General features: G+C 68.0%; 20 protein-coding genes. 4 read left to right on the plus strand and 16 right to left on the minus strand.

The window, feature by feature from the left end; all coding sequences use genetic code 11:
- Positions 1–47 precede the first annotated feature (47 nt).
- Positions 48–1,805 (plus strand): 2-isopropylmalate synthase, encoded by a 1,758-nt coding sequence (gene leuA / locus BS329_RS05185; protein WP_076156079.1) that lies wholly within the window; start codon positions 48–50, stop codon positions 1,803–1,805.
- 171 nt (positions 1,806–1,976) lie between these two features.
- Here leuA and BS329_RS05190 read toward each other — a convergent pair whose 3' ends face one another.
- Positions 1,977–2,603 carry a peroxiredoxin-like family protein gene (locus BS329_RS05190; RefSeq protein WP_076156080.1) on the minus strand — a complete coding sequence of 209 codons (627 nt, stop codon included), beginning with the start codon at positions 2,601–2,603 and terminating at the stop codon, positions 1,977–1,979.
- A 57-nt stretch (positions 2,604–2,660) separates the two neighbouring features.
- Between BS329_RS05190 and BS329_RS05195 the strand changes: the two genes are divergently transcribed.
- Positions 2,661–3,266: a TetR/AcrR family transcriptional regulator gene (locus BS329_RS05195; protein WP_076156082.1), complete on the plus strand. Its 606-nt coding sequence runs from the start codon at positions 2,661–2,663 to the stop codon at positions 3,264–3,266.
- Here the strand turns inward: BS329_RS05195 and BS329_RS05200 are convergent.
- The gene (locus tag BS329_RS05200) at positions 3,223–4,161 is read right to left on the minus strand and encodes a LysR family transcriptional regulator (RefSeq protein ID WP_076156861.1); all 939 of its coding nucleotides are present in this window, start codon (positions 4,159–4,161) and stop codon (positions 3,223–3,225) included. The two genes, BS329_RS05195 and BS329_RS05200, sit on opposite strands and share 44 nt — an antisense overlap.
- A gap of 87 nt (positions 4,162–4,248) precedes the next feature.
- On the opposite strand from BS329_RS05200, the gene BS329_RS05205 reads away from it, so the two are divergent.
- Positions 4,249–5,172 (plus strand): EamA family transporter, encoded by a 924-nt coding sequence (locus tag BS329_RS05205; protein WP_076156084.1) that lies wholly within the window; start codon positions 4,249–4,251, stop codon positions 5,170–5,172.
- Here BS329_RS05205 and erm read toward each other — a convergent pair.
- Both erm and BS329_RS05215 read right to left on the minus strand, forming a co-directional pair.
- Positions 5,075–5,878, minus strand: coding sequence for a 23S ribosomal RNA methyltransferase Erm (gene erm, locus BS329_RS05210; protein WP_076156085.1), 804 nt, complete (start codon positions 5,876–5,878; stop codon positions 5,075–5,077). The genes BS329_RS05205 and erm overlap by 98 nt on opposite strands.
- Before the next feature lie 147 nt (positions 5,879–6,025).
- On the minus strand, positions 6,026–6,769 hold the full coding sequence (locus BS329_RS05215) for an SDR family oxidoreductase (protein ID WP_076156087.1): 744 nt from the start codon (positions 6,767–6,769) through the stop codon (positions 6,026–6,028).
- A gap of 87 nt (positions 6,770–6,856) precedes the next feature.
- Here BS329_RS05215 and BS329_RS05220 point away from each other — a divergent pair, with 87 nt between their 5' ends.
- Positions 6,857–7,420, plus strand: coding sequence for a CGNR zinc finger domain-containing protein (locus BS329_RS05220; RefSeq protein WP_076156088.1), 564 nt, complete (start codon positions 6,857–6,859; stop codon positions 7,418–7,420).
- Here the strand turns inward: BS329_RS05220 and BS329_RS05225 are convergent.
- From BS329_RS05225 to BS329_RS05280, 12 genes are all read right to left on the minus strand, one after another.
- Complete coding sequence (locus BS329_RS05225) at positions 7,413–8,054, minus strand: SDR family oxidoreductase (RefSeq protein WP_076156863.1); 642 nt, start codon at positions 8,052–8,054, stop codon at positions 7,413–7,415. The genes BS329_RS05220 and BS329_RS05225 overlap by 8 nt on opposite strands.
- A gap of 235 nt (positions 8,055–8,289) precedes the next feature.
- Complete coding sequence (locus BS329_RS05230) at positions 8,290–9,408, minus strand: ABC transporter ATP-binding protein (RefSeq protein WP_076156090.1); 1,119 nt, start codon at positions 9,406–9,408, stop codon at positions 8,290–8,292.
- Positions 9,405–10,400 (minus strand): ABC transporter ATP-binding protein, encoded by a 996-nt coding sequence (locus BS329_RS05235; RefSeq protein WP_076156866.1) that lies wholly within the window; start codon positions 10,398–10,400, stop codon positions 9,405–9,407. The genes BS329_RS05230 and BS329_RS05235 overlap by 4 nt, the downstream gene beginning before the upstream one ends.
- Before the next feature lie 94 nt (positions 10,401–10,494).
- Positions 10,495–11,430 carry an ABC transporter permease gene (locus BS329_RS05240; protein ID WP_076156091.1) on the minus strand — a complete coding sequence of 312 codons (936 nt, stop codon included), beginning with the start codon at positions 11,428–11,430 and terminating at the stop codon, positions 10,495–10,497.
- Complete coding sequence (locus tag BS329_RS05245; RefSeq protein WP_076156093.1) at positions 11,427–12,428, minus strand: ABC transporter permease; 1,002 nt, start codon at positions 12,426–12,428, stop codon at positions 11,427–11,429. The genes BS329_RS05240 and BS329_RS05245 overlap by 4 nt, the downstream gene beginning before the upstream one ends.
- Positions 12,429–12,568: 140 nt before the next feature.
- Positions 12,569–14,242: an ABC transporter substrate-binding protein gene (locus tag BS329_RS05250; protein ID WP_482746704.1), complete on the minus strand. Its 1,674-nt coding sequence runs from the start codon at positions 14,240–14,242 to the stop codon at positions 12,569–12,571.
- A gap of 463 nt (positions 14,243–14,705) precedes the next feature.
- Positions 14,706–15,197: a uridine kinase family protein gene (locus tag BS329_RS05255; RefSeq protein WP_076156094.1), complete on the minus strand. Its 492-nt coding sequence runs from the start codon at positions 15,195–15,197 to the stop codon at positions 14,706–14,708.
- 44 nt (positions 15,198–15,241) lie between these two features.
- Positions 15,242–15,679 carry a DUF2304 domain-containing protein gene (locus BS329_RS05260; RefSeq protein WP_076156096.1) on the minus strand — a complete coding sequence of 146 codons (438 nt, stop codon included), beginning with the start codon at positions 15,677–15,679 and terminating at the stop codon, positions 15,242–15,244.
- 12 nt (positions 15,680–15,691) lie between these two features.
- Positions 15,692–16,393 carry a glycosyltransferase family 2 protein gene (locus BS329_RS05265; protein ID WP_076156871.1) on the minus strand — a complete coding sequence of 234 codons (702 nt, stop codon included), beginning with the start codon at positions 16,391–16,393 and terminating at the stop codon, positions 15,692–15,694.
- A 59-nt stretch (positions 16,394–16,452) separates the two neighbouring features.
- A complete protein-coding gene (locus BS329_RS05270) occupies positions 16,453–18,429 on the minus strand; it encodes a DUF6541 family protein (protein WP_076156098.1) in 1,977 nt (658 codons plus the stop codon).
- Positions 18,430–18,503: 74 nt separating this feature from the next.
- The gene (locus BS329_RS05275) at positions 18,504–19,802 is read right to left on the minus strand and encodes a hypothetical protein (RefSeq protein WP_076156099.1); all 1,299 of its coding nucleotides are present in this window, start codon (positions 19,800–19,802) and stop codon (positions 18,504–18,506) included.
- Complete coding sequence (locus BS329_RS05280; RefSeq protein ID WP_076156874.1) at positions 19,799–20,815, minus strand: glycosyltransferase family 2 protein; 1,017 nt, start codon at positions 20,813–20,815, stop codon at positions 19,799–19,801. Before BS329_RS05280 ends, BS329_RS05275 begins: the two co-directional genes overlap by 4 nt.
- Positions 20,816–20,846 lie beyond the last annotated feature (31 nt).

Below are 20,846 nucleotides of genomic sequence, written 5' to 3' on the forward strand. Positions count from 1 at the left end.
CGTGGTGCCGGTCGTCGCACCCGATTCTTCAGGAGAACCGTCCCCTCATGAGCATTCGCAAGCCCACGCGCCAGGCTCCGTCCGAGCAGGCCGCTTGGAACGCCCAGCGCGGCACTTCGATGCCCGTCCATCGCTATCGCCCCTGGTACGACCTGGTCGAGAACATCGAGCTGCCCGACCGCACCTGGCCGGACAAGCGCATCGACACCGCCCCGCTGTGGTGCGCGGTCGACCTGCGTGACGGCAACCAGGCCCTGATCGACCCGATGTCGCCCGCGCGCAAGCGCAAGTTCTTCGACCTGCTGGTACGCATGGGGTACAAGGAGATCGAGGTCGGCTTCCCGGCGGCGTCGCAGACCGATTTCGACTTCGTCCGCGAGATCATCGACGAAGGCGCCATCCCGGAGGACGTCAGCATCCAGGTGCTGACCCAGTGCCGTCCCGAGCTGATCGAGCGCACCTTCAAAGCCCTCGAAGGGGCGCCGCGCGCGATCGTCCACATCTACAACTCGACGTCGATCCTGCAGCGTCGCGTGGTGTTCCGCGAAGAGCGCATCGGCATCACGAAGATCGCTTCGCAGGCGGCCGAGCTGGTCGTCGAGTACGCGGCGAAGCAGCCGGACACCGACTTCCGCTTCCAGTACTCGCCGGAGTCCTACACCGGCACCGAGCTGTCCTACGCGCTCGAGGTCTGCAACACGGTCACCGAGATCTGGCAGCCGACGCCCGAGAAGCCTGCCATCCTGAACCTGCCGGCCACCGTCGAGATGGCGTCGCCGAACATCTACGCCGACTCGATCGAGTGGATGCACCGCAACCTGGAGCGCCGCGACTCGGTGATCCTGTCGCTGCACCCGCACAACGACCGCGGCACCGGCATCGCCGCCGCCGAACTCGGCTACCAGGCCGGCGCGGACCGCATCGAAGGCTGCCTGTTCGGCAACGGCGAGCGCACCGGCAACGTCGACCTGGTCGCACTGGGCATGAACCTCTACAGCCAGGGCGTCGACCCGCAGATCGACTTCTCCGACATGGACGAGATCAAGCGGACCGTCGAATACTGCAACCAGCTGCCGGTGCACGAACGCAGCCCGTGGGCAGGCGACCTGGTGTTCACCGCGTTCTCCGGCAGCCACCAGGACGCGATCAACAAGGGCCTCGACGCGCTGAAGGCCGCCGCCGACAAGGCGGGGACCCCGGTCGACGAGCACCCGTGGGAGGTTCCGTACCTGCCGATCGACCCGAAGGACATCGGCCGCAACTACGAGGCCGTGATCCGGGTGAACTCGCAGTCCGGCAAGGGCGGCGTCGCCTACATCATGAAGGCCGAGCACCAGCTCGACCTGCCACGGCGCTTGCAGATCGAGTTCTCGAAGGTCGTCCAGCGCCACACCGACACCGAGGGCGGCGAAGTCGACCCGGCCACGATGTGGAACGCGTTCTCGGCCGAGTACCTGGAGCTGAAGACGCCGCTGGAACTGGTCCGCCAGCACGTCAGGGACAACGGGGACGGCGAGTACGACATCACCGCCACCGTGCGGGTCGAGGGTGACGAACACGAGGTCACCGGTCGCGGGAACGGGCCGATCGCGGCGTTCTTCGACGCGCTGTCGACAGTCGGCTTCGACCTGCGGCTGCTGGACTACAGCGAGCACACCCTCTCGCCGGGCGACGACGCCCGGGCGGCCTCGTACATCGAGTGCGCGATCTCCGACCGGGTCTACTGGGGCATCGGGATCGACCCGTCGATCGTGACCGCTTCGCTGCGGGCCGTCGTCTCGGCCGTGAACCGGGCGAACCGCTAAGTCCCCCAGGGGCCTTTCATGGCAACTTTGCCATGAAAGGCCCCTTCCGCCGGGTGATGTCCGCCCAGTCACGCGTGATGTCCGGCTGATCACGCGTGATCGCCGTCTGCGGAACGAAACCCACCGTCAAGCGAGCGGGATCACGCGCAACCAGAGGACTACTTGCGCCGGCTACAGGGCCTTCACCGCGGCCAGGACGTCGGCCGGGTCGGTGCGGGTGGTGTAGTCCGGGTGCACGTCGATGTAGCGGATGACGCCGTCGCGGTCCACGACCAGGACGGTGGGGTACGGCAGTTCCCATTCCGGCTCGCCGTTGATCTTCTCGACGTCGCCGATGAGCGTGTCGAACGCCGGCTTCGTCTCCGGGGCCAGCCGGAACGTGATGCCGAGCGCGCGTCCGAGTTCGTTGCCGACGTCGGACAGCACGGTGAACTCCAGCTCCTTTGTGGACAGTGAGCCGTCCGGGAGCTGCGGACTGACCGCGATCAGCTTCACTCCCAGATTCTCCAGCTCCGGCAACACATCCCGCTGATACGCCCGTAGCGCGAGGTTGCAGTACGGGCACCACGCGCCGCGGTAGAACACCACGACGGCGGGCCCGGTGGCGACCGGGACCTTGGCTCCGTTCGCGTCCGGCAGTGCGAGGTCCGGCATCGCCGTGCCCGGCTTCGCGGCCGTCTCGGCGACCATTCCGACGAACTTCTCGCGATCGGCTTTGAGCACCTCGGCGATCTCCGCCGGAACATGGCTCGCGACGGATCCCCGCAGCTCGGCGAGGTCGGTGTGCAGATCCCCCATCATCAGCTCCCTGATTGTACTGATTGGTACAGTGCGGCCGACTGTACTATTCGGTACATGGATGGTCAACCGGCGAAGACACCTCGCGGACGGCTGACGCGGGACGCGATCGTCGACGCGGCGGCGGAACTGATGTACGTCAACGGCGTCGCCGGGACGAGCGTCGACAAGGTCCTCGCGGCGAGCGGGGCCGGGAAATCGCAGATGTACCACTACTTCAAGAACAAGGATCAGCTCGTCGAGGCGGTGATCGCGCGTTTCCTGGAGAACATCCTCGGCAACCAGCCGACCATCTTCGAACTGCGCGACTGGGCCGATTTCGACCAGTGGGCCCAGGAGATCCTGGCCATCCAGACCACGCCGAAGGGCCCGATCGCCTGCCCCCTCGGCAACCTCGCCGGCGAACTCGGGGACGACCCGAAGATCGCGCCACTGCTCGACAACGCCTATCGCGAGTGGGAGTCGCATCTCGAACGCGGACTGAAGTCGTTGCGGGATCAGGGAAAGCTCGCCGAAGACGCCGACCCGGCCAGGCTCGCGCAGGCCGCGATGGCCTGCGTGCAGGGCGGTCTGCTGATGGCGCATCTGCGGCACGACCTCACGCCGATCGCCGACGCGCTCAAGATCGCGCTGGGCCACCTGAAGAGTCACGCTCGCCCGTGAGCGCGGCGACTTCGTCGGCGAGCGCGTCGAGCACCTTCGCCACCGCGGGCCGCGAGGACGCGCCGAGCCGGCAGACCGCTTCCACGTGCCGCGCCGCCTTGATCCCGGCGAGCGGACGGCAGACCAGGCCGCTGCCCCGCCGAGTGTCCATGGTGTACCGGGGGAGCAGCGCGATCCCGTGCCCGGCGGCGACAAGCCGTTCGGTGATGCGGAAATCGTTGATGCGCTGGACGACCTGCGGGCGCACGCCGGTGCGGATGATCAGCGACTGGAGGATGTCGTCGACCGGGAACCCGGCGTTGACGCTGATCCAGCGTTCGTCGGCCAGTTCGGCGAGTTCGATCCGGCGTCGCTTCGCGAGCCGATGCCTCGCGGGGAGTGCGACGTCGAGCGGTTCACGCAGTAGATGCCGCGTCTCCAGGCGCTCCGAACCGAGTGACGGCGCGTGCTCGTCCCGGTGCGCGACCACGATGTCGTAATCCGCGACGAGCCCGGGAACCTCCGGCGGGGTCATGTCGACATCGCGGACGATCACGTCCAGTCCCTCGAATTCCGCCGTCCGGCGCAGCAGTCCCGGCAGCAGCATCAGCCCGGCCGACTGGAAGATCGCCACCCGGACCCGCCCGCGCGGGGCGCTGCGGTAAGTGTCCAATTCGGACTCCGCGCGGTCGAGCGCGGCGAGCACGTCGTCCGCGCGGGCGACCAGCGCGCGGCCCGCGTCGGTCAGCCGGAGGCCCCGGCCCGCCGGTTCCGTCAGCGCGAGCCCGACGTCGCCCTGCAAGGCGCGGAGTTGCTGGGAAACCGCGGACGGGGTGCAGTGCAGTGCCTTGGCGGCCGCCGTCACGCTGCCGCGATCGGCGAACTCCCGCAGGGTCCGCAACCGGCCGATGTCCATGCCGCCACCATATGTGAAGCAGAACTGAACGGTCACTGAAAATATTGTCGCTTGTCCTTCACGATATGCACCCGTAAGAGTGACGGTATGCCCGCCCGCGACCGTTTGCTCGCCCTGCTCGTCGCCGTCCTCTGGGGCTGCAACTTCCTCGCCATCCACGCCACCCTCGGCCAGTTCCCTCCCGTTTTCGCCGGTGGGCTGCGTTTCGCGGTCATCGCGATCCCGACGATCCTGTTCGTACCGTGGCCGAAGGTGAAGATCCGCCACCTGCTCGGCTACGGCCTGGGCTTCGGCACCGGGCAGTTCGCGTTCCTCTTCATCGCGATGGACACCGGCATGCCGACCGGCCTCGCGTCGCTGGTGCTCCAGGCCTCGGCCCCGTTCACCGTCCTGCTCGGCGCCGTCTTCCTGCGGGAACGCGTCTCCGGGCGACAGCTGGCCGGGATCCTGCTCGCCGTCGCCGGGATGGCGACGATCGCCTGGCAGCAGGCGGGCAACGCCGCCCTGCTGCCGGTGATCCTGACCTTGCTCGGCGCGCTGAGCTGGGCTTTCGGCAACTTGAGCACGCGAAAGGCGGCACCGGACAACCCGCTGAACTTCGTCCTCTGGATGTCCGTGGTGCCGCCGCTGCCGATGTTCGCGCTGTCACTGGCCATGGAGGGCCCGGCGGAGATCGGCCACTCGCTGACCACGCTGGGTACTCCGACCGGCTTGATCGGCCTCGGCGGACTGGCCTACGTCGTGTTGTTCGGCACGATCGTCGGCTCCGGGATCTGGACGTCGCTGATGCGCCGCAATCCGGCGGGCGTGGTCGCGCCGTTCTCCCTGCTGGTGCCGGTGGTCGGGCTGTCGATGGCGTTCCTCGTGCTCGACGAGCGGCCGTCGCCGCTCGAAGTCGTCGCGGCGGCCGTCGTCATCGGCGGGGTGCTGTTCGGTTCGGCGAAACGCCGCGTGCGCGAGCCGGATTTCCTCGCTGAAGCCGAAACACCTCAGCCCACTGGCGTGCGGTGAGGCTTTTGGGCAGGGCGGTGGGCGCGACGCCCTCCGCTTTGAGCCATTGCCGCGTCTCGCGAGACGCGGCCAGGATCTCGGCGATGCCCCTGCCGCGGCCGGTGAACACTCGCTGGACGAAGTCCTGGTAGCGCTCGCGGTCCGCGTGCGCGACGAGCGGACGCCGACGGCGGGTCATCATCAGCAGCCCGCCGTCGACGCCGGGCTTGGGGCGGAACGCCGCCGCCGAGACCCTCGTGACCAGCCGGAAGTCGAACCAAGGCCACCACTGCGCGGTCATCATGGTCGCGCCGCCGACACCCGCGCGGCGGCGCGCCACCTCCCATTGGACGAGCAGCACGGCCTCGGTCCAGCCAGGAGCGCGCAGGACGCGGCGCAGCATCGCGGTCGTCAGATGGAACGGCAGATTGCCGACCAGCACGTGCGGCGTCGCCGGGAGAGGATGCCGCAGGAAGTCCGCGGTGACGATCTCCGTCGGCGGCTGGACCCGGGCCGCGAGCCGGGCGGCGCGCCGGTCGTCGAGTTCGATGGCGGTCAGGCGCCTGCCGAGCCGCTGCAACGGGACGGTCAGCGCGCCGTCGCCCGCGCCGATCTCGATGACGGGCCCGTCCGTGGCGGCGACGAGTTTCACGACGGTTTCGATGGTGTTCCGGTCGATGAGGAAGTTCTGGCCGAGTTCATGGCGGCCAGGACGCTGTGTGCGCAAGGGATCTCCGCGGCTTCGAGGTGGGCCGGGCAGCCTGAAGCGGGCCCGGCGATGACTCGCTCGGGCGGCGGTTCCTTGCTGGATACGGGAATCCGCCGCTAGACGCGGCGGGTCCTGGTGAAGGCGGGAGCACACATGGCGGCGAAACTACCTGGGCCGGGCCGCTCTCGCCAACGCTTTTTCCTCAGCGCCGATCCGGCTGGTGCCGAGGTGTTCGACCGGACCGGACAGCGCGGCCTTGACCCGGCGGGTGACGTCGTCGGTGAGCACCTCCGTCTCACCTTTCTCCAGCCCGTCGACGACCTGGCGGGCGACGTCCCGCGGGTCGTTCTTGGGGATGTCGAGGCCCTGGGTCATGTCGGTGTCGGTGTAGCCGAGGTGGACGCCGACGACCTGGGTGCCCTGCTCGGCGAACTCGATCCGGAGCGAGTTGGTGAGCGACCAGAAGGCCGCTTTCGACGCGCCGTAGGAGCCCGAGCCCGCCGCCCACGACAGGACGGAATGCACGTTGACCAGCGCTCCGCCATCCTTGAGCCGCGGCGCAAACGCTTGCGCGATGCGCAGCGCCCCGAAGACGTTCGTCTCGAAGACCGGACGGTGCGCGTCGACGTCGAGGCCGCCGCTGCCGAGCAGCGAACCGAGACCGAGGATCCCGGCGTTGTTGAAGACGATCGTCGCGTCGCTCGCCTTCTCAGCCAGCGCACGGACGGACTCCGGGTCGGTGACGTCGAGCGGGAGCGGGACGATCCGCGGGTCGGTCTCCTCGCGCGGCGTCCTCGCCGTCGCGTAGACCTTGGCGGCGCCGCGGTCCAGCAGTTCGGCGACGAACGCCTTGCCGAGCCCGCGCTGCCCACCGGTGACCAGGACGACGGCGCCCTCGATGGAGGTCATGGCTTGCTCCTTTGACAGAAGTGTATGGCTTTTGCTTCTGTCATCAGCATGGAGCCGCACGCCGACAGAGTCAAGTACGCTTGATCTATGTCATGGACCGCGACGGACCGGTACCGGTTGCGCACCGCCCCCTCGGGGCTGGCGCTCGTTCAGGACTTCCTCAACACGAAGGCGATCAAGACGCACGGCCTCGACCTGCTGAGCGAAGCCGACCTCGCGCGGCCTTGGGCGGCCGAGGCACTGGCCGAGTGGTCGCGGACGCGAGACTCCGACGTGCCTGAGATCATGCTGGCCGACAGCGACCTTCGCGCGCTTCGAGACCTTCGGGAGTCGTTCGTAGCGCTCGTCGACGACGGCGACGCTTCGGCCGTGAAACCGGCGAAGGCGGATCTGGTCCTGCGGGACGGCGTCGTCCGGCTGTTCCCGTCCGGCACCGGGCGGCAGTGGCTCACCTCGGCGCTGTGGACGGAGACGCTGCTCGCGCAGCAGTCCGGGATCTGGCCGCGGCTGAAACTGTGCCGTCTCGGCGGCTGCCGTTCCGCGTTCTACGACGTCTCGCGCAACAACAGCGGCGTCTGGCATGACGTGAAGACCTGCGGGAACGTCGCGAACCTGCGTGCGTCGCGGGAGCGGAAGAAGGCGCTCAGCTGAACGAGGCCAGCGCCGACGGGATCGGGATGTCGCCGCCGATGACGTCGAAACCCTGGTTCTCGGTCAAGGGTTCTTCGAGGGTCGCGACCATGACTGCGGCGACGTCGGCGCGGGAGACGCGACCCGGTTCGAGGTGACCGGCGATCTTGACGTGGCCGCTCGGCTGGTCGTCGGTGAGCGTGCCGGGACGGACGATCGTCCAGTTCAGGCTCGAGCGGCGGAGGATGCTGTCGGAGATCTGCTTCGCCATCAGGATCGACCGCACCAGGCGATCGCCCTGATCCGGCGAATCGGCGAACTGCGCGGACAACAGCACGAACCGCGAGACACCCGCCTTCTCCGCGGCGCGGATCGCGGTGATCACACCGTCGCGATCGACGAGGTCCACCGACGCCTGATCCGGATCGGGTGCGCCGATCGCGCTGATCACCACCTCGGAACCGGCGAGGGCCTCGACGAGGTCCTCCGCGTCGGCGGTGACGTCCGCGACCACGGTTTCGACACCGAGACCGGCGACCTCCTCGGCCCGGCGGCGGCTGCGCAACCCCGCCCGCACCTGATGTCCCCGCCCCCGCAGAAGCCGGACCACGTGAATCCCCGTCCGCCCCGAAGCACCCAGCACTGTGACCCGCATGACACCGAGTCTGCCCGAAAGCGGCGGACCGTGCCTGGTCACGCGGGTCGTGAGTGGCGATTCGGGTTGCAACCCGAATCGCCACTCACGACCACCCGGACCCGCTTGAAGCACAGGAAGGTGTGAAGGTCGCGTTTCTTCGGCTCAGCCGAGGGAGGGGGGCCTTCACGCGCCCCACTCCTGGCCCTAACCCGAGACGGCACTCACGACCAGCTGTACCGGGCGGCCAGGTGAGCTACAGGATCTCGGCCGCCGAGCCGACGTCCGGCAGGCCGCCGATGTCGGGGTTCAGCTCCCCGGCCTCGACGAGTTCCGCCTTGACCTCGTGCCGCTGGATCCGCCCGTCGCGGATGTCCTCCGCGTAGTGGCAGGCGACCCGGTGCCCCGCGCCGATCTCCCGCAGCTGCGGGCGGTCGGTGTCACACAGGCTCTGCTGCTTCCACGGGCACCGCGTGTGGAAGCGGCAGCCGGACGGCGGCCGCGCCGGCGAGGGAAGGTCACCGGCGAGCAGGATCTGCTCGCGGGTGTCCTCCACCGTCGGATCCGGCACGGGGATCGCCGAAAGCAGCGCCCGCGTGTACGGGTGCAGCGGGTTCTCGTACAGCGCGTCCGCGTCGGCTTCCTCGACCAGCGAGCCGAGGTACATCACGCCGATACGGTCGGAGATGTGCCGCACCACCGCGAGGTCGTGCGCGATCACCAGGTACGTGAGGCCGAGTTTCTCCTGGAGGTCTTCCAGCAGGTTGACCACCTGCGCCTGCACCGACACGTCCAGCGCGGACACCGGTTCGTCGGCGACGATCAGGTCCGGCTCGACGGCCAGCGCCCGCGCGATGCCGATGCGCTGACGCTGACCGCCGGAGAACTCGTGCGGGTACTTCCGCAGCGAGGACTCCGGAAGACCGACGGCGGACAGGAGTTCACGCAGCCGCGCGGCGGTCGCTTCCTTGTCCTTGTCGAGACCGTGTGCCTTCATCCCTTCCAGCAGAATGGATTCCACCGACTGCCGAGGGTCCAAAGAGGACATCGGGTCCTGGAAGACCATCTGCATCCGGCGGCGCGCCTTGCGCAGGGCCTCGCCCTTGAGCTCGGCGACGTCCGTGCCGTCGAAGACGACGTTGCCGCTCGTCAGCTCGGTCAGCCGGAGGATCGCCCTGCCCAAAGTGGACTTCCCGCAGCCGGATTCCCCGACAAGGCCGTAGGTCTCGCCCTTGCGGATGGCCAGGTCGACGCCGTCGACGGCGTACACGTGCCCGACCGTGCGGTCGACGACGATGCCGCGTTTGATCGGGAAGTGCACCTTGAGGTCGTTGACCTCGAGCAGCACTTCCTGGGTCGGTACCACTGAGGTCATCGTGCCCCTCCTCGTGCGGCCACGGCCGGGATCACCGGGTTGTGGCAGCGCAGCAGCCCACCGCGATCGGGGGTCAGCTGCGGTGAAACCTCCCGGCACACGCCGAGAGCGTTCGGGCAGCGGGGCGCGAAGGCGCAACCGCCGTCCCACGGGATGTTGTCGGCGACGGATCCCTTGATGGGGATCAGTTTTTCGCCGCGGCCCGCGTCGAGACGCGGGATCGAGGCGAGCAGGCCGTGCGTGTACGGGTGCCGCGGCTCGGCGAACAGCGCGTGCCGTTCGGCGCGCTCGACGATCTTGCCGCCGTAGAGCACGTTGACCTCGTCGCAGAGACCGGCGACGACCCCGAGGTCGTGCGTGATCATGATCAGCGCGGTCCCGGTGTCCTGCACCAGTTCCCGCAGCAGCGCGAGGATCTGCGCCTGGATCGTCACGTCGAGCGCGGTGGTCGGCTCGTCGGCGATGAGCAGCCGCGGACGGCAGGCCAGCGCGATCGCGATCAGCGCACGCTGCCGCATCCCGCCGGAAAGCTGGTGCGGGTACTCGGAAAGCCGCCGCGACGGGTCGGGGATGCCGACCTTGTCCAGCAGTTCCACAGCCTCCACCGACGCCGCCTTGCGCGACATCCCACGATGCCGCTCCAGCACCTCGGTGATCTGGAGGCCGATCGGGATGACCGGGTTCAGCGACGACAGCGGGTCCTGGAAGACCATGCCGAGGTCGCGTCCCCGGCGATCCCGCATTTCCTTGTCCGACAGGCGAAGCAGGTCAGTGCCTTCGAACGACACCGAACCACTGACCTGGTTGCCGCGCTTCGCGAGCAACCGCATGATCGCCAGTGACGTCACGGATTTGCCGCAGCCGGACTCGCCGACGAGGCCGACCGTCTGGCCGGGTTCGACGTCGAAACTGATCTCGTTCACCGCGGTGAACGGCTTCTCGCCGCGTCGCTGGAACACGACCTTGAGGTCGCGTACTTCGAGGAGGGCCATCGTGTTACAGCACCGCCTGTTCTTCGGATCGAGGGCCACCAGCGACGATCCGCCGCGCAGACAGGTCAAGTTCTTCAAGGAGAGCCATGAAAGATCACCGCCTGTTCTTCGGATCGAGGGCTTCCCGCAATGACTCGCCGAGCAGCGTGAACCCGAGCGCGACGATGATGATCGCGATGGCCGGGTAGTACGCCAGCTCGGGGCGGATGTCGAGGAACTGCCGAGCGCTGCGGCTCAGCATGATGCCCCATTCCGCCCGGTTCGGGTCCGGGTCGCCGAGACCGAGGAACGACAGTGCCGCCGCCTCGAGGATCGCGGTCGCCAGCGTCAGCGTGGCCTGCACGATGAGCGGGCCGAGTGAGTTGGGCAGCATGTGCCGCAACACGATCGCCCCGCGTTTGACGCCGAGCGACGTCGCCGCGAGCACGTGGTCACTGTTTCTTTGCGCGAGCATCGAACCGCGCAGCAAGCGCGCGAAGATCGGCACGCCGACCATCGACACGGCCACGATCACGGTCCACTGGCTCGGCTTCTGGAACAGCGCGGCGACCGAGATCGCGAGCAGCAGCGACGGCACCGACAGCATGACGTCGACGAGGCGCATCAGCACCGTGTCGACCCAGCCGCCGAACGCGCCGGCGAGCCCGCCGATGATCATGCCGACCACGACGCCGATGATCGTCGCGAGCACACCGACCAGCAGCGTGTTCTGCGCGCCGACCAGCAGCCGCGAAAGGTAGTCGCGGCCGAAGTCGTCGACACCGAGCGGGAAACCGGCCTGTGCGCCGGGGATGATGCCCTGGCCGAGGATGACCTCGCTCTGCAGGTACCGCTCGTAGGGATCCTTCGGCGCGATGAACGGCGCCAGAATCGCCAGCAGCAGGAACAGGATGGTGATCACGCCGCCGGTGATCGCCACCGGGCTCCGCAGCATCCGGCGGATCGCCTCGCCACCGAGGCTGTGCCCCTTCGCCGACGTCGCGGCGAGCTTGTCGATCGGCTCTTTCTTCTTGTTCAGCAAAGTGTTCATCGGACACGCACCCTCGGGTCGATGAGCCCGTACGAGACGTCGACCAGCATGTTCACCAGCACGTAGACCAGCGCGCCGAACAGCAGCAGCGCCTGCAGCCGCGGGTAATCACGCCGTTCGATGCCTTCGGCGAGCAGGAAGCCGAGGCCGCGGAAGTTGAACACCCGCTCGGTCAGCACGGCGCCACCGAGCAGCGCGCCGGTCTGCAGGCCGATGACGGTGACCACCGGCAGCAGGCCGTTGCGAAGCACATGGCGTCGCCGGACGACCGGCTGGGTGAGGCCCTTCGAGTTGGCGGTGCGGATGAAGTCCTCGTTCATCACGTCCAGCACCGACGCACGGGTGATCCGGACGATCACCGCGAGCGGGATGGTGGCGAGCGCGAACGCGGGCAGGATCAAGTGGGTGATCGCGTCCCAGGCGGCGTCCCATTCCTGGGTGATGATGCCGTCGAAGACCGCGAAACCGGTGACGGTGGTGGCGTCGAGCCCGGCCATCTGACGGCCCTGCGACGGAAGTCCCAGCGGCGCGGCCAGGGCGTCCTGCATCATGTAGCCGAGGAAGAACACCGGCACGGCGACGCCGATCAGCGAGAACACGATGATGACGTTGTCGACCGCCCCGCCGTGGAAGCGGGCGGACAGGTAGCCGAACGGGATGCCGAGTCCCACCGCGATGAGCATCGCGCAGAAGCCGAGCTCGAGGGTGGCGGGGAGGAAGTTCCCGATCTCCGACATGACCGGCTGGGCGGAGACCAGCGAGTTGCCGAAGTCGCCGGTGATGGCCCGGCCGAGGAACTTGAAGTACTGGACGAAAATCGGATCGTCGAGGCCGAGGAGCTTGTTCAGGTCGGCGATCTTCTCCGGGGTCGCCTTGTCGCCCAAGAGAGCGCCGGCGGGGCCACCGGGCAGTGACCGGAGCCAGGCGAAGATCAAAATGGACAGGATCAAGAGCGTCGGTATCGCTTGTAGCAGCCGACGCACGAGAAAACGGAGCACGTGCGTTCCTTTGTTGCCAGCCCGGGAATGGACCACAGGGGGCGGGCGCGGTAGCGCCCACCCCCTGGCGGCTCAATATTCAGCCTCGGGAGCGAAGCGACTCCGTTGAGGGCGGTGGTGGGGGCATGGATGGAGGTGGATCAGTTGACCGTGACGGTGTAGAAGCGCTCGTCGGTCAGCGGGCTGGCCACCAGACCCTTCACCTTCGGGCCGACGACGATCGCCGGGGGGCCGTAGGAGATCGGGATGGCGGGCAGGTACTCCATGATCTTCTGGTTCACTTCCTGGTACGCCTTGGTGTGCGTCTCACCGGCGGGCGCGGCGTCCGCGGCCGAGATGGCCGAGAACAGCTCCGGGTTGCTGAAGCCGAACTCCGGCTTCTCGCGGCCGAAGAAGGTACCCACGAAGTTACCGGCGTCGTTGTAGTCACCGGTCCAGCCGAGCAGGTGCACGTCCTGCTTGCCCGCCTTCTGGACGTCGTCCTTGTAGCCACCGTTCCACGGCTTGGCGATCGGCTCGACCTTGATGCCCATGGCCTTCATGTCCTCGGACAGCGAGGTGAAGATGTCGGCCGGGTTCGGCATGTACGGCCGGGTGACCTCGGTCGGGTAGTAGAACTTCAGCGTCATACCCTCGGCACCGGCTGCCTTCAGCAGGTCTTTCGCCTTCTGAAGGTCGTAGTCGTACTTGGTGACGTTCTCGTTGTAGCCGTCGATCGCCTTCGGCACGAACTGCGTCGCGGTCTCGGCGCCCTCGGGGAGCTTCGACTTCACGAACTGGGCACGGTTGAGGCCGTAGGCCAGCGCCTTGCGGACGTTGGGGTCCTTCAGCTTCGGGTTGTTCTTCTGGTTGATGCCCAGATACAGGATGTTGAACGACGGGCGGATGAGCACCTGCTCGCCGTCGTTGCGCAGCAGGCCGTAGTCCGCGGGCGACGGGTAGTCGTAGCCCTGGATGTCGCCGGCCTTCAGCGCCTGCTTGCGGGCGTTCTCATCCGGGATGACCTTGAAGACCAGCTTGTCGAGCTTGGCCGTCTGGGTCGGCGAGTCGGTCGCCTTGGACAGCGTGATCTCACCCTTGGCCTGGTCCCAGCTGTCGAACTTGAACGGGCCGGTACCGGTCGGGTGCTTCAGCGCGTACTCCGGGTACGAGAACGAGTCACCGCTCTGGGTGACGTTGTCGGCGTTGTACTTCTTCAGCGCGTCCGGGCTCTGGATGGACAGCGACGGAAGGGTGAAGGCCGCGGGGAAGGCGCCCTTGGCCTTGTTCAGGTTCAGGATCGCGGTCGACTCGTCCTTGGCCTGGCAGTCCTTGAACACCGGGGAGCCGGAAGCGTCACCCTCGTTCTTGGCGAAACCCTCGAAGACGTCGCCGTAGTAGATCATCTGGCTCTGGGCGGCGGCGCCCTTCATGTTGAACATGCGGTTGAAGTTGAAGCAGACCGCTTCGGCGTTGAACGGGGTGCCGTCGTGGAACTTCACGCCCTTCTTCAGGGTGAAAGTCCACGTCTTGCCTTCGTTGCTGCCTTCCCACTTCTCCGCCAGGCCGGGCTCGAGATCCGCGGTACCCGGCTTGTTCATGATCAGGGTGTCCATCATCTGGCGGATGATGCGGAAGGTCTCACCGTCGTCGTTGAAAAGCGGGTCGAACGTCTTCGGGTTACCGGCGGCGCCGAAGACCATGGTGCCTCCTGAGCCACCCCCTGCGCCTTCTTCACGCTTCGAATCGGCACAGGCGGAAATGGAGACCGCGAGTGCGCCGGCAAGCCCGATCAGGGCCACACGGCGTGCTCGGGTCACCCGCAGTTGCTGCATCTGGCACCCCTTGAGGAGAATTTCGGTGTTTAGGCACCGCCGGCGTCGGTCGGTCGGGAACTCGAACTCCGCGGACGATCGGTGTGCTCGCCGACACTAGCGGGAACTCGGCCCGCACTTAAGCACGCGAGGTTACGATCGCGCTACACGAAGGTCAATACGACCGCAAGGTGTCGGCAATTCCGGACGGAGCGTAATCAATTCGGGACCACTAACGCGTAGAGTGCCGGGCCACTGACGCAAATGGGTGTCCCCCACTCCGTCGAATGGGTGGCTGACAAAAGTGGACAAACACCGGAAGGACGGTTAGCGCGGACCGGTCTTCACCTACCCACGGCTGACCCGGTGTCTCCGCGAGTTCGCTGGCGATCCCGGGCCCTGGCCTGTTCAGGACAGCCGAGCGGCCGCTCGCGCCTGCCTGCCCACCGCACTTAGGGGACTACTTACGGCGTCCACGCCTGAGTCACGACCCGACCACTCGATCCGCCGCCGCCTTGGTCCCGTCGACGGTGAACCACCCTCGCTCGAACAGCTGCCAGCGCCGCAGGTCCGCCCGCGATTCCTCACCGTCCCGGCCCGCGGCGCGGTCGAGGCGGTCGGCCTCGCTCCCGCCGTCCAGCCAGGTCAGCAGGGACAACGACGGCCGGATCCGCGCCCTGCCGCTGGAAACGCCTTCCAGCACGAGGACGTCGGGGACGTCGATCTCGATTTCTTCACCCGGCCGCGGGGCGCCGCCGGCCCAGTCCACGCGCCGGTAGCCGCCCGGCCTGCCCGCGCGCAGCGGTGCCAGGACGCCGGTTTCCAGCCTCGGCCACCACGAAACGGGCTCGTCCCAGGTGGCGAATTCGTCGGTGCTGACCAGGGCGACCCGGACGCCACGGCTGCCGAGTTCCGCGACGACCTGCCCGGCGAGGGTGGACTTGCCCGATCCGGACGGCCCGTCGATGGCGAACAGGCGAACGGCGCCGAGCCGGGGCGGGGCCGCCAGGACCTCGTCGATCAGCGTGCGCGTGCGGGGCTCACTTCGGGAAGCCCTTTGACGTTGTCGGGAGCGGCCGTCCTCGCTTCGAGCGCGGCGACGCGTTCTTCCAGGTCACGCTGGGCGTCGGCGAGTTCACAGCGGAGCAGCGCGATCTCCTCGACGGAGGTCCGGACCTCTTCTTCGAGATGCCCGACCTCGGTCGACAGGTGCAACGCGACCAGTGCCAGCACCACGCCCGCCAGCAGGAATACGAAGTTCGACGGCGTTTGGACGCCGGTCACGCGAGCCAGGAAATCAGCGGCCTGCGGAACGAGCGCGAGAACCACGACGCCGAGAGAGAGGACGAGCCAAACACCCGCGTACTTCTCGCGCAGTTTCCGCCGTCGCATCATCTCGAGAACGGCGAACAGCACCAGACAGGCGACGACGATGCTGAGAATGCGCCAGCCGTCCATGATCAGCTCCTTTTACGCCGAATCCGACGAGTCGACGGCGGGGCGGCGGCGCACCAGCGCCAGCAGCAGGGCAAGTCCGGCGCGGCCGAGGTAGACGGCCGATTTCACCGGTGAATGGCTCGGCGTCCCGCCGACCCGTTCCCGCATGATCACCGGGATTTCCTTGATCTTCAGTTCGGCACGGATCGCCATCACCAGCGACTCGACCGTGTCGCCGAGATATTCGGCCGGGTAGTACCCCGCGAAAAGTTTGATCGCCTTCGGGCCCATCGCTTTGAACCCGGAGGTCACGTCGGTGAGCCTGGTCTTCCCGAGCCGGGAGAAAACGAACGAGAGGACGACCATCGCGTATTTCCGGGGGCCGCTCGCCTTGTACGAACCCTTGCCCGCGAACCGCGAACCGATCGCGATGTCCGCGTCGTCGAGCGCGTCGAGCAGGGCGGCGACCTCGTCGGGGTCGTGCTGGCCGTCGGCGTCCACCTGGACGACGACGTCGTAGCCGCGGGCGGCCGCGTACCGGAAGCCGGTGCGCATCGCCCCGCCGACGCCGAGGTTGACCGACAGGCGAGCCACCTCCGCGCCCGCGGCACGGGCGAGCGTGGCCGTGTCGTCGGACGAACCGTCGTCCACCACCAGCACGTCCATCCCCGGCAAGGACTGCTTGACCTGGGAAATGACCGCACCGACAGTGGCCTGCTCGTTCAAGGCAGGCATCACGATGAGTACGCGACGCGTGGTCACGGACGTACTGGACACTGGATCACTCTATCTTCTTACTGGCCGTGAGCGGTGTCGGACCCGGTCGTGGCGCCGGCGGCGACCACACCTTGCTGACCTTCGATTTCGTAAACCGACGCGTCGGGGTTGTGATAGACGCGCTTGAAACCCGGAGTGATGTCGAGGCGCTGGAGACCCACCGCGGACTGCGCGTTCGGGGCCACCTTGCCCTTGCCGACGAGCACGTAGCGCACCTTGAGGTCGGTGAGCGCCTCGCGCACGCGCGGCTCGCGGTTGAGGTCGTTGAGGAACACGCTGAGCCAGCCCGCCTTGGTGGTGAACTCGGCGCCGTAGTTGGTCCACTCGACCGGCTGGACCCCCGAAAGGGCGTACATCCACACCGAGCCGTCGGCCTTGTCGTTCATGACGCGCTCGCCGGGAACGACGTGCTCGCCGAGCCAGGCGTAGGCCTCTTCCTCACCCTTGCTGACCGAAGGGCCGTCCGCGCCGTAGTTCATCGCCAGCCGGGCGGAGTTGCGGCCGATGTAGCCGCCCCGGCTCAGCACCGCGAGCACCAGCCCGACCACCAGTGCCCCGGCGATGACCGCGGTGTACGGGTTCAGGTCCGGTTTGCGCTCGCCGAGCTTTTCGGCGACCTTGCCCGACGCGGTGTGCACGAACTCGCCGAACGCGACGGCGCCCGCCAGCGGGACGAGCGCGCCGATGCGCCAGTGGTCGTTGTAGAACACGCCGGTCAGGGTGTGGATGAGCGGGGTCTCCAGCGAGATCGTCGCGGCGAACAGGCCACCGAGCACGACGTACGCGCCGACCATCCAGAGCATCCGACGGTGCTTGACCAGGAAGAACACGCCGATGATCGCCGGGATGCCGATCCACCACTGCGGGAACGACGCCATCGGCGAGAACGTGATGGTCTGCCCGAGCGCGCCGGACACGCTGGTCTCCGACGCCCAGAACGCGCTGGTCACGCCGCCCGCGTTGTAGAGCGCGGGCAGGACCTGCGGCACGCCGAACACGACCGCCAGCACGATCGTGGCCACCAGTGAGACCGCGCTGCGGCGCCAGCTGATCTTCTCGAAGCGGAAGAGGACCGCGAGCAGGATCAGCAGGAAGTAGACCAAGATGACGAAGATCAGGCTGGTGTGCAGGCCCGCCAGCCCGGCGACACCGACGCCGATCGCGACCGGTCCGGCGATGCCGCGCGGTTTGAGCAGCAGGTGGGCCAGCGCGAGCATCGCGGGCACGAGCGCCACACCGGCGACGTACGGCCACAGCGGGCCGCGCCACAGCGAGTCGTACGGGAAGGCGGTGAACCAGGTGGACACGGCCGCCGCCGCGGCGGTCGCGAGGACCGGCATCCGCCAGGCGCGGCACATCGCGGCGACGCCGACCGGGACGGTCAGCACGACCATGAGCGCCGCCAGGTTCAGCGTCGGCATCATCGTCAGGCCGCCCTTGCCGAAGATCAGGGCGAGCAGCGCGTGATAGGTGTCCGGATAGAAGTAGTCGGTCTGGTTCGGCAGGTTGGCGATGGTGCCGACCGTCGACGCGCGCGCGTCGCCGTGCTCGGCGATCCAGCGCACCAGGTTGCCGTGGAACGGCGCGTCCCAGCCCTGCTGGACGTTCTCCAAGGAGTGCGAACCACGCAGGAAGGTCACCGCGCCGACACCGAGGCCGACCACGACACCCGCGCCGATCAGCAGGTGATCACGCGGGGAGCGCTTCGGCGTGTCCTCTTCGTCTTCGTCCCAGCCGGGGTGACGTTTCGCGGTGAAGCGGAGCACGAGGAAAGAAAGGGCGAAACCGACGACGGACAGCAACAGGACCCACAGGCCGACGTTCGGCAGGGTCCAGCGGATACCGAAACGGCCGAGGATCGGGATGCCGATGGCGACGAGGCCGAAGGTCAGCAGCGGGGCGGCGGCGGCGAGGGTCCAGCCGCGCAGCCTGATCGCGGCACCGAAGACGAGCCCCGGCAGCCAGAACGCCAGCAACACCAAAAGAACGTTCATCGAATTCGCTGTCCAACCCTATTCGGCGTTAAGAACGCCACCGGCCAGTTCCGGCCCGTGATGGCGCGGCCACACTATCGAGACGTTTCGGACGGCTTCGCGTTGCCCGGCTCTGGGGTGCCTCTCACCACGAACGCCATGACGACCAGGAGCCCGGCCGTCGGACCGGCGGCGAGGCCGACGACGGCGCGCACGACGGTGTCACCGGGGAAGAACAGCAGCACCAGCGCGGTCGCGACGACGACGACGGCCCAGGTGATCAGCACCTTCGTGGCCTTGGCCTGCGCGACAAGGACGGCGGCGAGGAGCTGCATCGCGGCCAGCAGCACCGAAGACCAGACCAGCCCGGCCATCCACCAGGCCTCGGGGTCGTTCTTGGCACCGTAGACGAGACGGACCACCCACGGGCCGATCAGCCAGCCGACCAGCGCGCCGAGGGCCGCGAGGGCCAGCGCGCCCGCCGAACCCAGCGCGAGCAGCCTGCGCAGCCGGTGCTTTCCCTCTTCGGTGCTGGACAGGCGCACCACGGTCGGGACCGCGAGTGCCTGGACCGGCGCCATCAGCGTCAGCGGCGTCCTGGCCACGAACAGGGCGAGGAAGAGCACCCCGAGCTTGTCCTTGTCGCCGCCGGGCGCGAGCAGGCTGACCAGCGCCGGATAGCCGGTGATGACGCTCGCGGTGAGCCCGGCGCCGGCGAGCAGCATCAGCATGTTCGTGACGACCGGCTTCGCGGGCTCGTCGGCGTCCAGCTTCGGGTCGACCAGGCGGGCGGCGCCGCGGGCGAACAGCAGCCAGGCGAACGAGCCGGTCGCGGCGGCGATGGCGAACCAGTACAGCTGCGTGAGCCCGGCGACCACCAGCGCGGCGACCACGAGGATCCGCACGGCCGCTTCGACCAGGATCAGCCAGGAGTAGGACCGGACGTGGTCATGGCCGATCAGCAGGCCGCGCGCGGCGAACTGGAAGGCGAACGAAAGCCCGCCTGCCAGCACGATCACGGCGAGCGCGAACTGGCCGCCGTAGATCTTGCCGGTCACCGGCGGGATGAGCGTGACCAGTGCCACGACGGCGACCGCGACCAGGCTGGTGACGAAGGCGATCACCGCGGGGCGGCCTGCCTTGCGGCCTTCGAGCGCGGCGTGCGCGGACTGGCGCGAGATCTCCTGTTCCAGCGGGGACAGGGCGGCGCCCAGCCCCATCAACATGCCCCAGAAGGAGAGCAGGACGGCGTTGTCCGCTGTGGACAGTGTCCGGCCCCAGACGACGGTGAGCGCGTAGCCGAGGGCGATCGCGATCAGCAGGTAGACACCGATCCGCCCGGCGGATTTGCCGGTGTTCTTGGCCAGTTTCTCGCTGGTCACCGCGGTGCTCATCGACGCAGCCGGGCTCGCAGCGCCAGGAAGAGGCCGCGCAGCGCGCCCGCCCCGAATCCGGCGGCGAACACGGGCGTGAGCCGGGCGACCGCCTTGGCCTCGGCCTTGGTCGCGCCGAACTTCGTCACCGCGAACCCGGCGGCCGTCGAACCCGCGGCGGCCAGCGCGACGGCGGTCTTCGGGCGCTTCGCGGCGACACCGAGTCCGAGCACTCCGACGGCCATCGCGGCGAACAGGCCGTTACGCGCGGGGCCGGGCGACGCGAGATACGAATCGACGAATGTGGTGCCGCGGAAATACGACTGCCCGACGAACTTCTTGAACGAATCGCGGCCGTGGTAGGTCGCGGAGAACTCCGGGGCCAGGAAGATTCGGTGCCGTTCGGCGATCCAGCGCAGAACGCCGGTGTCGTCACTGGCGAAACGGACGTCTTCGAAGAGCGACTCGAACGCGTTGGACGAATCCTCGAGAACTTCCTTCGGGGCGGAAAAGAATCCGGTGCCTTTCGGGAAGACGTCGAACTCTTCGATACCGAACGACATCAATCGCGGGTTCGCGCAATAACGGCGCCACGGGATCTTGACCAGTCCCGCCATGAATCCCGCGTACGGATTGTGTTCGGACGCGACGTTGATGTGGCCGTTCCACACCGAGCGCTCAGGGTGGTCGACGAGCTGGTCCCGGAGGAAGGTGAGCGAGCCGGAGTCCACGATCACGCGGCTGTCGAGCAGCAGGATCTGCGTCCCGGATGCCTTCGCGATCCCCGCCCGGCGAGCCTCGAACCGGCCGCTGTTCGGCTGGGTGAGGACGGTGATGCCGTACAGCTCCTGCAGCCTGGCCAGCTTGTCGCCGGTGCCGTCGGTGCTGCCGTCGTCCACGACGACGACCTCGACCGGCCAGTTCGCCGCCTGCGCCGACGCGATCAGCGCGCCGACACTGCGGTCGATCCAGTCCTGCTCGTTGTAGACCGGGATCACGACGGACAGGGCAGGGAGGAGCGAATTCGCACTCACCCCGGCGAGGCTACCTTGCGCGGCCCACCAG

Source organism: Amycolatopsis coloradensis, from assembly GCF_001953865.1.
Lineage (GTDB): Bacteria > Actinomycetota > Actinomycetes > Mycobacteriales > Pseudonocardiaceae > Amycolatopsis > Amycolatopsis coloradensis.